Here is a 13686-nt window from a genome sequence, read left to right as displayed (position 1 = left end):
GCTAATTTTCGTGAATCGATTTTAAAGCAATATTCGTATTACCCTATCATTATGGTAGACTAACGCCTAATTTTTGGCATAGAGAAACGTCATCTTGTTACACATTAAGTCCGTCACCTGCATCAAGCAAGAACGTTGTTTGTTTGCGGATCTTAATTTTAGCCTAAATAGCGGTCAAATCATGCAATTAGCGGGTCCTAACGGGGCTGGCAAAACATCATTATTGCGTATTGTCGCAGGCTTTAGTGTGCCTGATGAAGGCGCTATTTTTTATAACCAGCAAGCTATTACCAAGCATTATGAAGAGTACGCCACAGACCTGCTATTTATAGGCCATAAAACCGGTGTCAATGTGCAGCTCAGCGCACTGGAAAACGTACGCCATTGGTTACACATTAACGGCTATACAAATGAGCCCGACTTATATCCAATTTTAGCTAAGCTTGGCTTAGTGGGCCTTGAAGATGTGCCGGTAAGAATGCTCTCTGCAGGGCAGCAGCGTCGTGTCGCTTTAGTGCGATTATGGTTAAGTGATGCAAAACTATGGGTGCTTGATGAACCCTTTACTGCACTTGATAAAAATGGCGTTGCATTTTTACAACAACGTTTTTCTGAGCATTTAAAAAGTGGTGGCGCTATTTTACTAACAACCCATCAAGATTTAACAACACAGTTTGAAAACCTACAAACGGTGACCTTGGAGTATCGTTACTGATGACTCGTCAACATTCATATTGGCTGCTGTTTAGTGCGGTATTTAGTAAAGATGTAAAGCTTGCGTTTCGCCAGCGTGCTGAAATTATCAATCCTATCTTGTTTTTTCTCATTGTTATTTCTTTATTTCCGTTAGCAATTGGCCCAGAGCCCGGTCTATTAAACAGAATGGCGCCAGGTATTATTTGGGTAGCAGCTTTGCTCTCTACCATGCTTGGACTCGATAAATTATTCAGAGACGACTATAACGATGGCTCGTTGGAGCAGTTAATTGCTTCATCGTACCCGCTATCACTCACCGTGTTGGCTAAAGTTGCGGCGCATTGGGTTGTTACCGGTTTACCATTAGTATTAATGACACCGTTATTTGCTTTATTGCTTAATTTAGAGAGCTCTGCGCTGTTAGCGACCGTATTAACATTATTATTAGGCACGCCATTATTAAGCTTTATTGGTGCAATTGGGGCTGGCCTTACTGTGGGATTACAAAAAGGCGGCATTTTAATGAGCTTATTAGTGTTGCCTTTGTATATTCCTGTTTTAATTTTTGCAACGTCAGCCATTGATACCAGTACTATGTCGCTGGATTATAGCGGGCAGCTTGCCATTCTTGGGGCCATGTTAGTAGTTGCTATTATGTGCGCACCCATCGCCATATCGTCAGCATTAAAAGTGAGTGTAAGTTAATATGTGGAAGTGGTTACATCCCTACGCAAAAGCAGAGCGCGCATATCAATTATGTAATACGTTACTGCCTTATTTTGCCGTTGTTACGGTTATAAGTATGCTTGTTGGTTGGATTTGGGGCTTAGGTTTTGCACCGGCTGATTATCAACAAAAAGACAGCTACCGTATTATTTTCATTCATGTTCCATCGGCTATTTTGTCTATGGGCGCATACTCTTCTATGGCTATAGCAGCTATTGTCGCTTTAGTGTGGCAATTACGTAACGCTGAACTTGCTGTAATTGCTATTGCCCCGGTGGGAGCTTGTGTTACAGCTATTGCCTTAATTACCGGCGCTGCATGGGGTAAACCTATGTGGGGTGCTTGGTGGGTATGGGATGCACGTTTAACCTCTGAACTTATTTTATTGTTTTTATACTTAGGCGTGCTGTCGCTTTACCATGCCTTTGAAGATAAAAAATCAGCAGGGCGCGCAGCGTCTATTTTAGCCATTGTAGGGGTAATTAATTTACCTGTTATTCACTACTCCGTAGAGTGGTGGAACACTCTGCACCAAGGCGCAACAATCACAAAGCTTGATACAAAAGCCATTGACCCAAGTATGTTTTGGCCGCTTATGGTAAACATTTTAGCATTTGCAGCGTTTGTGGGCACTGTAACGTTAATTCGCCTTAAAAATGAAATATTACAACGTGAAAAGCATCGACCTTGGGTTCGAGCCTTGTTAAGTAAGGGGTAAATTATGCAGTTTGACTCTTTTTCTGATTTTATTGCAATGGGAGGCTACGGGTTTTACGTGTGGCTTTCATTTGGTACATGCGCCTTAATTTTGTTGGGCATTTTATTTAGCTCTTTACGTGATACAAAACGTATTATGGCCTCAGTAGAGCAGCAAGTTGCGCGTGAAGCGCGAATTAAAAAAGCGAAGCAGGAACAAATCTCATGAACCCAAGACGTAAAAAACGCCTATTGGTAATTATTGCAGTACTGTTTGGTATTGGTGCCTCTGTAGGCCTAGTGCTTTATGCACTTCAAGAAAACATAAACTTATTTTATACACCAAGCGAGCTAATAGACGGCAAAGGCCCAGATAAAGAAAAACCGCAAATAGGGCAAAAGTTGCGTATTGGCGGTATGGTTGTGCCGGGTTCTGTCATTCGTAATGAACAAAGTTTACAAGTCAGCTTTAAACTGATTGATACTGGGCCATTGGTAACAATTAAATACCAAGGCATTTTGCCTGACTTATTTCGCGAAGGCCAAGGTATTGTAGCGCAAGGTGTGCTTGTAGAACCAAACGTGATTGAAGCTTTTGAAGTACTGGCTAAGCATGATGAAGAATACATGCCAGCAGAAGTAGCAGAAGCCGTAAAAGGAATTAAACACGAAAAACCAAAATACAACCTAGATAGCGGTAGCTAATATGATCCCAGAACTTGGTTATTTTTCTTTAACGCTTGCCATGGTGCTAAGCGTTTTACTGTGTATTTTTCCGCTGTGGGGCGCGCATACCGGTAATCTTCGTTTAATGCGTGCGGCCCCGTCTTTAGCCGTTGGGCAGTTTGCTTTTGTACTTCTCTCGTTTGCTGCGCTTATCTATGCCAGCTTAACTGATGACTTTACGGTATCTTATGTGGCGTATCATTCAAGTAGTACGTTGCCTTGGTATTATAAAATTACCTCTACGTGGGGTGGGCACGAAGGCGCTATTTTACTGTGGCTTGTAATGCAAGCAGGGTGGACCGCCGTGGTTGCTATGCGTTCTAAATCGCTACCTTGGGTGTTGCGTGCACGTGTTTTAGGTGTGCTTGGCTTTTTAGGTGTCGGTTTTATGATGTACACACTACTGCTTTCAAGCCCATTTGAACGCTTACTGCCGTATTTCCCTGTTGAAGGGCGTGATTTAAATCCGCTTCTGCAAGACCCAGGTATGATCATTCATCCGCCATTACTGTATATGGGATATGTGGGGTTATCGGTTGCGTTTTCATTTGCTATTGCAGCACTTTTAACAGGTAAACTTGATAACACCTGGGCTAAATGGTCTCGCCCATGGACGATGACTGCTTGGGGCTTTTTAAGTTTAGGAATAACCATAGGCAGCTGGTGGGCTTACTCTGAGCTTGGCTGGGGTGGCTGGTGGTTTTGGGATCCGGTAGAAAACGCATCGCTTATGCCCTGGCTAGTTGCTACGGCTTTATTGCACTCTTTGAGCGTGACAGAAAAGCGCGGTGTATTTAAATCGTGGACTGTGCTGCTTGCCATCGCTGCATTTTCCCTAAGCTTATTAGGCACCTTTATTGTTCGCTCAGGCATTATTGTATCGGTGCATGCATTTGCCACTGACCCTGATAGAGGTTTATTCATTCTAGCCTTTTTAGGCATTGTTGTTGGCGGCGGTTTATCGTTGTATGCGCTGCGCGTATCACAAGTTAAAAGCGAAGGCCGTTACAAGTTTGTATCACGTGAAGTGGCCTTGTGGCTTAACAACATCTTTTTAGTGGTAGCCACATTAATTGTTCTTTTAGGTACTTTGTTACCTATGGTGCATAAAGAAATGGGCCTAGGCAGTATTTCTATTGGCGAACCGTTCTTTAATAAAATGTTTGCCATTTTATTAGTACCATTTGCCATATTAATGGGAATAGGGCCTTTTCTTCGTTGGAAACAAAATAAGTGGGCTGTACTACAAAATAAAGTATTAATAGGCGTGTTGATAAGTGTTGTTATTACCTGTGCGTGGTTGTTCTCAAGCTACGATGTCGTAAAACCACTTACATTATTAGCCACCACCTTAGGTGTATGGGTTGCAGTCTCAACTGCCATAGATTTATACGCTAAGGCGTCGGTTCACGGGACGCTAAAAGAAGGCATTAAACGTTTAGGCATTAGCTACTGGGCTATGGTGCTTGGTCACGTTGGTTTAGCATTTGTTATTGCAGGCGTTACGCTTACTTCGGCGTACTCGGTAGAGCGTGATGTTTCTATGAAGCAAGGCGATATTGTTACGCTTAATCAATACGAATACCGATTTGATGGCGTTAAAGCAATACGCGGCCCTAACTACAGTGGACATGCTGGTGTAGTGTCGGTATTTAATAACGATAAGCTAGTGACTGAGCTGCACGCAGAAAAACGCAAATACGATATTGGTATGCAATTTATGACCGAAGCGGCAATTGATGCCGGCTTTACTCGCGACCTATATTTAGCGCTCGGAGAGCAATTAAGTAAAGGGGCATGGTCACTGCGTATTTATCACAAACCGTTCGTGCGTTGGATGTGGATAGGCGGTGTACTTATATCGCTTGCAGGGTTTATGATTTTATTTGATAAACGCTACCGTACATCAGCAAGTACACGCAAAAAAGCGTTGGAGAATGCGTAATGAACCGTAAAATTTTAGCTTTAGCACCGTTATTAATATTTATATTTTTATGTGTATTTTTGTATCAAGGTTTGTTTGCCAACCCGCGTGAAATTCAAACCGGTCGACTAGGCCAAACGATGCCTGCGTTTAACCTGCCTGATTTAATGCAAGATGATAAGCGCTGGACAGATGAAAGCCTAAAAGGCGAAGTTTATTTACTTAATGTATGGGGGACTTGGTGCCCTACATGTTTAGTTGAACTTGGGTATTTAACCAAGCTGCGTGAGCAAGGCGTAAAAATTATTGGTTTGTACTATGTACAAGGCTACGATGCCGATTTTGATGGTCCATTTGATATGCAAGCTTTGCGCACCGATGTGAGTGATATGCTCAGCCGTGCTGGCGACCCATACCAGTTTAATATTTTAGACTTGCACCGTACCTTGTCACTTGATTTAGGTGTATCAGGTGCCCCTGAAACATTTTTAGTGGATAAAACGGGTAAAATTTTATTACACCATACAGGGGATCTAAACCTGCGCGTATGGCGTGCTAAATTTGCCCCTGTTATGCAGGAGCTAAATTAATGCGAGTGTTTTTATTAACCCTGAGCTTTTTTATAAGTATGGCAGTGTATGCCGAGCAAGATCGCTACCAGTTTGACAATAACCAACAAGCTGTGCGCTTTGAAGAGTTAACCAAAGAGCTCAGGTGCCCTAAATGTCAAAACCAAAATATTGCAGACTCTGATGCCATTGTTGCAAAAGATTTACGCGACAAGGTACTCGCGTTGGTAAAAGAAGGTAAAACAAAAGACGAAGTAATCGATTACATGATAGACAGATACGGTTATTTTGTTCATTACGATCCGCCTGTAACACCAGCCACATTAGTACTTTGGGTTTTACCTGTACTTATTGTTATTTTGGGTTTTGGTTTTATTGTAATTCGCCAGCGTAAGGCGTCAGTTAAGCAAACCTGGAACAGCGATGATGAAGCAAAACTTGCTAAGTTAATTGCAGAAAATAAACGTCAGGAGCAAAATTAATGATTTTAATGTGGGCGTGTTTTACTTTACTCACACTAATTGCACTGGCTTTTATTATGTTGCCTTTTTTAAAAAAAGAGCGCGTGCAAACCATTACTCACAATGCTAATGCAGAATTGATCAGCATTTACGAGCAGCGTTTAGTTGAGCTGCAAAACGACTTAGACAATCAACGTATTGATGCGCAAAGCCACAGTGAATCGGTTATTGAGCTAAAACGTCGTTTATTGAACGAGCTATCGCCAGAAAAATCGCTTAATAGCAAAGGTAATAACCGTATTTTTGCTTTAACAGGCGCAGCATTTTTATTAGCCCTCACCGGTGTTTTTTACACCTTTACAGGGAGCCAGCAGCAAATAGCAGCGTGGTATGATGCAATGGATAACCTTGCAGATTATGGCGAGCGTGCGGTAATGCAAAAAGGTGAGCCACTAACTCAAAACGAGTTGCAAGCGTTTGCTTTAGCGCTGCGCACTAAGCTTAGTGAATCAGGCGATGACGAAGTTGCGTGGATGCTGCTTGGACGTGTGGCTATGTCGTTAAACGAATTTGATATGGCGCAGCAATCGTTTGATAAAGCCCTGCGAATGAACCCAGACAACATGCAAGTACTCATTAGCTACAGCCAAGTTTTATTGCTTGAAGGCAGCGAAGAGAACATGACGCGTGCAGCGGGTATGCTATCTAAAGTGCTAAAGGTTGAACCAACAAACCTTGATGCTATTTCTTTATTAGCGCTTATTGCCTATGAGCGCAAGGACTGGCCGCAAGCCAAAGCGGCGTTTGAAGTATTACTGGCAAGCATGGATAAAAGCGATACGCGTTATTCAATGATAGCGCAGCGTATTTCCGATATAGAGCAACAAATGCAAAATGAGGGCTCTGTAATGCCGGTCTCTGCTAACAGTGCTATTAGTGTTACTGTGAGCTTAGCAGATGAGCTTTTCGATAAGCAGCCACAGCAGGGGACTTTATTTATTTTTGCCAAGGCTGCTCAAGGCTCTCCTATGCCATTAGCGGTTGTTAAACTAAATGAATACAGCTTTCCGCTAACGGTGCAACTCACTGATGCTAATGCAATGGTTGATGGGTTAAACTTATCAAGTGCTAAAGATATAGTGATCACAGCGCGGATCTCAATCGATGAGTCAGTTATGCCAAGTAGTGGTGAGTTAGAGGGTCACTCTGAGACATTACAACGTGAAAACGTAAGTGACTACCAACTTCAAATTGATACATTAATACCTTAAGGACATTAGATGTTAAAGCATAGTTTTACTTTTTTATGTTTATTGGTGCTAGCCGGATGTGCACAAGTACCAGAAAACAAAGTTGATGAGCGCGACCCGCTACAAAGCATTAACCGTCCATTGTACGACTTTAATATGGATATTCTTGATGCTTATATTTTACGCCCTGTGGCTGTAGGGTATGTAGAAGTGACCCCTGTGCCTGTACGCAATGGGATTGTTAACTTTACCGATAATATTAGTGCGCCTGTTGATATGATAAACGCAGGGCTACAAGGTAAAGCGGGTAACGCAGGCGTGAGTTTAGCGCGTTTTTTAGTTAACTCTACGGTAGGTGTATTTGGTATTTTTGATGTTGCAAGTTCACTTGGACTTGAGCTGGTAGATGAAGACTTTGGTCAAACATTGGGCGTGTGGGGCGTTGGCGACGGCGCATATATTATGCTGCCGGCAATGGGGCCAACTACAGCACGTAACTTAACAGGCGATGTAGTTGATAACTTTGTGTTACCAGAAATCGCCCTGACTACGCCTCAAACTATTTTAGTTTTTGCGCTTAAAGCGGTTGAAGCTCGTGCTTCACTTATCCCGCAAGAAGGCCTACTTAATGACTCTCTTGACCCGTATTTGTTTGTTAAAGACATATACTTCCAGCGTCAGCTTTATGAGCTATACGACGGCAATCCTCCAATCAAAGAAGAGCCTGAAGACTTTGATGAAGACTTCTTAGAAAGCCTATAAATAACAGCTATAAAAAATGCCAGCAATTGCTGGCATTTTTTATGTGTATTTTGAGCTTAAATAAATAAGCTCTAATGTTTATTGTTCTTTAACCATCAGCTGCATTTGCTCATTAACCCACGTTAAGGCGTCATGGTATGCATTGGCAACTTCTTCGCCTAAATTTAACTGTTTAGCAATTTCGTTGGCGGCTTCCCAATCTGCGTGCTCATAAAACTTAACCAAGTTTAGATACTGAGCAAGCAGGCCTTCGTCATTCAATAGCGCAGCTTTTATCTCTGCAGACAGCGGGAGCTTTTGCATAACGCTTTCCATGGTTTCATCTAAAATAGCGTCCATAAGCGACATCATGCCAGTTAAAAAGGCCATACCGGTATCTTTAAACTGCCCGTGTGAAATAGCAAGTAGTTCGCCAAATCGTGCACGTGTTAGCGAAAGCCTAATTAGCTCAACAGGTTTATCGGCAGAAACTTGCGCTGCAAATAACAAAGATAACAGCTTTTTAATTTCGTTAGCGCCAAGGACGATGAGTGCTTGTTTAATTGTGTTTATTTCTGCTCTGCGCGCAAACGCAGCTGAGTTTGAATAACGCAATAACTTGTAAGATAGATTTACGTCACGTTCAAACACATCGGTTATCTTTTTAAGATCCATTTCAACAGATGAGGTTTCGTAAAGCAGCTCTGCTAATGCCATTTCTGATGGCGGCAGTGCTTTACTTTGTACCATTTCAGGCTTTGAAAAAAAGAACCCCTGAAAATATTCAAACCCAAGCTCAAGAGCTAAATTATAGGCTTCATAGGTTTCTACTTTTTCAGCTAAAAGCTTGATGTGTGGATAGGCTTTAATATCGTTAATTATGGTTTTTATTGCATTTTCATCAGTGGTTAAAAAGTCTATTTTTAAAATATCGATAAACGGGTAAAAATGGCGCCATACTGGTTGGTGAATGTAATCATCAAGCGCTAGGGTGTAGCCTTTTTCTTTTAAATCTTTAACAATAGCCAGTAAGCGCTTACCTGGTTGCACTGTTTCAAGGATTTCTACAACGACCGTCTCTTTCCCTAACATAGTAGGGTAACCTTTAAGTAAGGTTTCTAGGGTAAAGTTAATATAGGCGGGTTTGTTGCCAGTTAAATCTTCTAAGCCAAAATTAAACTGACTCCCTTCGATTAGCTTAGTTGTTGCTTCGTCACCGTCTATGTCTGGAAATACATTATCAACGCCATCACGAAATAATAACTCGTATCCAACAAGCTCCTTTTCGCGGTCTAAAATAGGTTGGCGTGCAGCATAAAAATACATAAATAGTTCCGTACAAAATAATAATTATTAGCAATGGCTATAATATATGGCAAAACGTTCGAAATAGCATTAGGTAATTATTATTGATTTAATGAATTGTTATTAAATATTAGCTATATATGTAAATAAATTTACCGTATATCGGGTGTTTGAGGGTTAAATAGTCAATACGGCTGTTTTTTGTTCACTTCAGTGTAACAAGTTGGAGTTATCACCTTTAAGCATGGTATAGTCAAGACGGATGGTTTTTACCCCAATAGTGTCTTTATTATAATATTTTAAGAGTCATTATTAGGATTAAAAGCCTGTTTTATACAACTTTGTGGAGGCGAATTTGGAAACAGGAATGATTATTTCACTGGCATTGTATTTTATAGTCATGCTTGGCATTGGACTTTATGCATACAAACAGTCTACAAGTGATGTATCGGGTTATATGCTAGGTGGACGTAGCTTATCTCCAAGTGTTGCAGCATTATCTGCTGGCGCATCGGATATGAGCGGTTGGATTTTAATGGGCTTACCTGGCGCTATGTTCGTTACTGGCTTTAGTAGCACATGGATAGCAATAGGCTTGGTTATTGGTGCGTGGTTAAACTACTTTTTAGTTGCGCCTCGTTTGCGTGTTTACACTGAAAAAGCGAACGACTCAATCACAATCCCAGACTACTTCTCTAATCGTTTTAATGATAAATCAAACCTTTTACGTGTAGTTTCTGCGGTAGTAATTATTGTGTTCTTTACGCTTTATACATCATCAGGTGTTGTAGCAGGCGGTAAATTGTTTGAAAGCTCGTTTGGCTTAAGTTACGAAATGGGTTTATACATCACCACTGGTGTTGTTGTTTTATATACCTTATTTGGTGGCTTCTTAGCAGTTAGCTTAACTGACTTTGTGCAAGGCTGTATTATGTTTATTGCCTTGATACTGGTACCGACCGTTGCTTACTCTTTATTAGATCAACCGCTAGAGTCAACGCTACATAGCGTTAACCCCGATATGCTTAATTGGATAGGTGCAGGCTCTGCATTAGGGATTATTTCGGCAATGGCGTGGGGCTTGGGCTACTTTGGTCAACCTCATATTATTGTACGTTTTATGTCGGTGCGTAGCGTAAAAGATATGCCAACGGCTCGCCGTATTGGTATGACATGGATGATAGTTGCAGCCATTGGTGCTGTGGGTACTGGTTTATTTGGTGCCGCGTACACTTACGAAAACAACATTGTTGTTGAAGACCCAGAAACCATTTTCTTAATTCTTTCTGAGTTATTATTCCACCCATTAATTGCTGGTTTCTTATTGGCGGCTATTTTAGCTGCAATCATGAGTACAATTTCTTCGCAGTTACTTGTTAGCTCAAGTTCGTTAACTGAAGATTTTTACAAAACGTTTTTACGCAAAGAAGCAAGCGACACAGAGCTTGTTACTGTAGGGCGTATTAGTGTAGCAGCAGTCGCTTTGTGTGCTATTTACTTAGCGTACGATAGAGACAGCTCAATATTAAGCTTAGTAAGTAATGCATGGGCAGGTTTTGGTGCGGCATTTGGCCCACTGGTTTTATTTAGCCTGTACTGGAAACGCATGAACTTTGAAGGCGCACTAGCAGGTATGGTTGTAGGTGCTGGTACGGTTCTGTTTTGGATTTACTCACCATTTATGATTGATGGGCAAAGCTTAAGCAGTTACATGTACGAAATTGTACCAGGCTTTATTTTAGCAAGTATTGCAATTGTAGTTGTAAGCTTAGCGACGAAAGAGCCAGCGCAAAATATTACTGCGCTATTTGATGAGGTTGAAAAAGACCTTTAATCAACCCGTACTTTAGATACGAAAAAGCCACCTAGTTTAACTAGGTGGCTTTTTTATTTGCTATGTGTTGTCCTCAAATGTGTTTGCTTATTTAGGACATATCAATAACCAATAAGTTATTTAGCAGGTAATACTGTGCTTTCTACACTACCAAAGCCAATACGGGCATAGCCTGGCTTTTCACACCAGCCGCGCATAATTACGTTATCGCCATCTTCTAAAAAGCTGCGTTGCTCACCATTACTCAGGGTTATTTTTTCTTTACCACCACGAGAAAGCTCTAATAAAGAGCCCGCTTCTTCATGTGTAGGGCCTGACTGCGTGCCAGAGCCGAGCATATCACCTGGCATAAAGTTACAGCCATTTACAGTATGATGGGTCACCATTTGCGCCACAGTCCAATATGAATGTTTGAAGCTTGAGGTAGAGACCTGCGTAGGTTGGTGGTTTTCATCACGCATTTTTTGAGTCTGAATTTTAACATCCATTTGAATATCAAATGCACCTTGCTCGCGGTTAGCGGCAGATTCTAGGTACGGCATTGGCTGAGGGTCGTTTTCATCACGTGTCCAGCTAGTTCTAAAAGGTGCAAGTGCTTCAGTGGTGACAATCCAAGGCGATACGGTTGATGCAAAGTTTTTAGCTAAAAACGGGCCTAATGGTTGGTATTCCCATGCTTGTAAATCACGTGCTGACCAATCATTAAATACACAAAAACCAAATACATGGTTTTCAGCGTTTTCAATGGCGATAGCATCACCCAGCGCATTGCCTTTGCCTAAGTAAATACCGAGCTCTAACTCGTAATCTAGGCGCTTACATGGGCCAAATGATGGGGTATCTGCATCGGGCGCTTTAGTTTGCCCTTTAGGGCGGTGAAACGTTTGCCCCGATACATCAATAGAAGAAGAGCGGCCATGATAGCCAATCGGCACCCATTTATAGTTTGGTAAAAGCGGGTTGTCTGGTCTAAACAAGCTACCAACGGCTGTTGCATGGTAAATTGAGGTATAAAAGTCGGTGTAATCACCAATACGACACGGCAGTGAAAACTCTATATCAGCTTGAGCAATAAGGGTACTTTGCATTTCTTTTTGTTGCTGTGCGCCTTCACGCAATGCTTTTGAAAGCGCTAAGCGCAGTGCTGACCAGTATTGCTCCCCTAAACCCATAAATGTATTTAGTGTTGATTCGCTTGCTGCATCTAGGGCTGTTTTAGCATCACCGGTAAAAATGTTTAAGTGGCTCAATTTTGCTAAATCAATAACCTGATCGCCAATAGCAACCCCGCCTCTAAATTCTTCATTTGTGTTTTTAGTACGAAATTCTGCAAAAGGTAAATTTTGAATCGGGAAATCACAGCCTTTAATATTGGCCGACTCTACCCAGCTAGTTAAATTAATGTCGTGGGTTTCGTTAATTTGGCTCATTACTTATCCTTTAGGTTTGATGTTGGGTGCATGCATTTATTTAAGCATACTTGTATCTTGCACCCTACTTTTTAAATATTAAAACGACAAAAAGCAGCGAAGATCGCTGCTTTTAATTTACTCAAAAAAGTTATAAAACGCCGCGGCGCTCTTGGTCTCGCTCAATTGACTCAAACAATGCTTGGAAATTACCTTCACCAAAACCACCATCATCTACACGTTGGATCATTTCTATAAAAATAGGTCCAAATAGGTTTTTAGAGAAAATTTGTAATAGGTAGCAGTTTTCACTTTGGCTATCGACTAATATTTGATGCTCGCGAATTTTTTCTTTATCTTCTGCAACCCACGGTACACGGTCAAAAATAGTGTCGTAATACTCAGGAATAATGTCTAAAGTAGCAATGGTCGATTTATCAAGCTTATCAAGCGAGCTAACTAAATCGTCAGTTAAAAACGCGAGGTGTTGTACACCAGGGCCATTATATTCGCCTAAATACTCGTCAATTTGGTTGTTGTTATTGCCTTTACCTTCATTAATAGGAATTGAGAAGGTGCCACAGGGTGATTTTAATGCATACGATAGCAGCGCTGTTTTTTGACCTTTAATATCGAAATAGCGTACTTCTGTAAAACCAAACACGTCTTTGTAAAAGTTTGCCCATGTTTCCATAGTGCCTTTGTAAACGTTATTAGTTAGGTGATCTATACGTATAAAGCCTTTATCTTCAACTACATTAGGTGATGATAAATCTTCAAAGTCAGACTCATAAATAGACCCTTTATCACCAAATTGCTCAATAAAGTAAATCAGGCTATCGCCAATACCGTAAATGGCGGGATAAGGTAAGTCTTTATGGGTTGAGTCGGTTGCGGGTTTTGCACCACGTGCTACAGCTGTTTCAAATGCATGCTGTGCATCCTCAACGCGCCAACCCATAGAGCAAATTGCTGGGCCATGACTTTTTGCAAATTCAGCAGAAAAACCATCGCGTTCGTTATTTAGTAAAAAGTGAATGTCGTTTTGGTTGTAATAGACAATATCCTTGCCTTTAAATTTTTTTAATTTTGAAAAACCAAAATCAGTAAACACTTTATCCATGTAGTCTGCATCAGGTGTTGCGTATTCAGTAAACTCAATACCAACTAAACCTAGTGGATTATTTGCTTCACTCATTTTTATTACTCCTGCAATAAATATTGCTACTGCGATTATGTGTTGTTGTCGTGTTGAGCTAGATAATCAACTAGATTTTAAGTTTGGGGAAGAGGGGGAGCAGATTTAGCATTCGAGCAAACTGTAAATTTAATAAGACGTTTACTTAGTC

Annotated in this window: 14 protein-coding genes; 11 read left to right on the top strand and 3 right to left on the bottom strand. The window is 41.2% G+C overall.

Going from position 1 to position 13686, the window contains the following annotated elements; all coding sequences use genetic code 11:
- Positions 1-94 precede the first annotated feature (94 nt).
- From ccmA to VOI46_RS11840, 10 genes are read left to right on the top strand one after another with little or no spacing between them, the layout of a single operon-like run.
- The gene (gene ccmA, locus VOI46_RS11885) at positions 95-715 is read left to right on the top strand and encodes a cytochrome c biogenesis heme-transporting ATPase CcmA (protein WP_086004334.1); all 621 of its coding nucleotides are present in this window, start codon (positions 95-97) and stop codon (positions 713-715) included.
- Positions 715-1401 (top strand): heme exporter protein CcmB, encoded by a 687-nt coding sequence (ccmB, locus tag VOI46_RS11880; protein WP_004588321.1) that lies wholly within the window; start codon positions 715-717, stop codon positions 1399-1401. Before ccmA ends, ccmB begins: the two co-directional genes overlap by 1 nt.
- A 1-nt stretch (position 1402) precedes the next feature.
- A complete protein-coding gene (locus tag VOI46_RS11875; protein ID WP_004588322.1) occupies positions 1403-2140 on the top strand; it encodes a heme ABC transporter permease in 738 nt (245 codons plus the stop codon).
- Positions 2141-2143: 3 nt separating this feature from the next.
- Entirely contained in the window at positions 2144-2347 is a 204-nt protein-coding gene (gene ccmD, locus VOI46_RS11870; protein ID WP_004588323.1) for a heme exporter protein CcmD, read from the top strand.
- Positions 2344-2823 (top strand): cytochrome c maturation protein CcmE, encoded by a 480-nt coding sequence (gene ccmE / locus VOI46_RS11865; RefSeq protein WP_004588324.1) that lies wholly within the window; start codon positions 2344-2346, stop codon positions 2821-2823. The genes ccmD and ccmE overlap by 4 nt, the downstream gene beginning before the upstream one ends.
- A 1-nt stretch (position 2824) precedes the next feature.
- Positions 2825-4789, top strand: a complete 1965-nt coding sequence (locus VOI46_RS11860) for a heme lyase CcmF/NrfE family subunit (protein WP_004588325.1) — start codon at positions 2825-2827, stop codon at positions 4787-4789.
- Positions 4789-5358: a thiol:disulfide interchange protein gene (locus tag VOI46_RS11855; protein ID WP_004588326.1), complete on the top strand. Its 570-nt coding sequence runs from the start codon at positions 4789-4791 to the stop codon at positions 5356-5358. Before VOI46_RS11860 ends, VOI46_RS11855 begins: the two co-directional genes overlap by 1 nt.
- Positions 5358-5819 (top strand): cytochrome c-type biogenesis protein, encoded by a 462-nt coding sequence (locus tag VOI46_RS11850; protein ID WP_004588327.1) that lies wholly within the window; start codon positions 5358-5360, stop codon positions 5817-5819. Before VOI46_RS11855 ends, VOI46_RS11850 begins: the two co-directional genes overlap by 1 nt.
- Complete coding sequence (ccmI, locus tag VOI46_RS11845; protein ID WP_004588328.1) at positions 5819-7069, top strand: c-type cytochrome biogenesis protein CcmI; 1251 nt, start codon at positions 5819-5821, stop codon at positions 7067-7069. The genes VOI46_RS11850 and ccmI overlap by 1 nt, the downstream gene beginning before the upstream one ends.
- 9 nt (positions 7070-7078) lie before the next feature.
- Positions 7079-7810: a VacJ family lipoprotein gene (locus VOI46_RS11840; protein WP_004588329.1), complete on the top strand. Its 732-nt coding sequence runs from the start codon at positions 7079-7081 to the stop codon at positions 7808-7810.
- A gap of 78 nt (positions 7811-7888) precedes the next feature.
- On the opposite strand, the gene VOI46_RS11835 is transcribed toward VOI46_RS11840, so the two are convergent.
- Positions 7889-9115 carry an HDOD domain-containing protein gene (locus VOI46_RS11835; RefSeq protein ID WP_004588330.1) on the bottom strand — a complete coding sequence of 409 codons (1227 nt, stop codon included), beginning with the start codon at positions 9113-9115 and terminating at the stop codon, positions 7889-7891.
- Positions 9116-9449: 334 nt separating this feature from the next.
- Here VOI46_RS11835 and putP point away from each other — a divergent pair, with 334 nt between their 5' ends.
- Positions 9450-10928 (top strand): sodium/proline symporter PutP, encoded by a 1479-nt coding sequence (putP, locus tag VOI46_RS11830; RefSeq protein WP_004588331.1) that lies wholly within the window; start codon positions 9450-9452, stop codon positions 10926-10928.
- A 116-nt stretch (positions 10929-11044) separates the two neighbouring features.
- Here the strand turns inward: putP and fahA are convergent, their stop codons facing one another.
- Positions 11045-12358: a fumarylacetoacetase gene (fahA, locus tag VOI46_RS11825; protein ID WP_004588332.1), complete on the bottom strand. Its 1314-nt coding sequence runs from the start codon at positions 12356-12358 to the stop codon at positions 11045-11047.
- Between the two features lie 130 nt (positions 12359-12488).
- The gene (gene hppD / locus VOI46_RS11820) at positions 12489-13535 is read right to left on the bottom strand and encodes a 4-hydroxyphenylpyruvate dioxygenase (RefSeq protein ID WP_004588333.1); all 1047 of its coding nucleotides are present in this window, start codon (positions 13533-13535) and stop codon (positions 12489-12491) included.
- Between the last annotated feature and the right edge of the window lie 151 nt (positions 13536-13686).

This window comes from Pseudoalteromonas sp. CuT4-3, from assembly GCF_035666335.1.
Taxonomy (GTDB): domain Bacteria; phylum Pseudomonadota; class Gammaproteobacteria; order Enterobacterales; family Alteromonadaceae; genus Pseudoalteromonas; species Pseudoalteromonas atlantica.
This window is presented reverse-complemented; position numbering and strand designations above follow the sequence as displayed.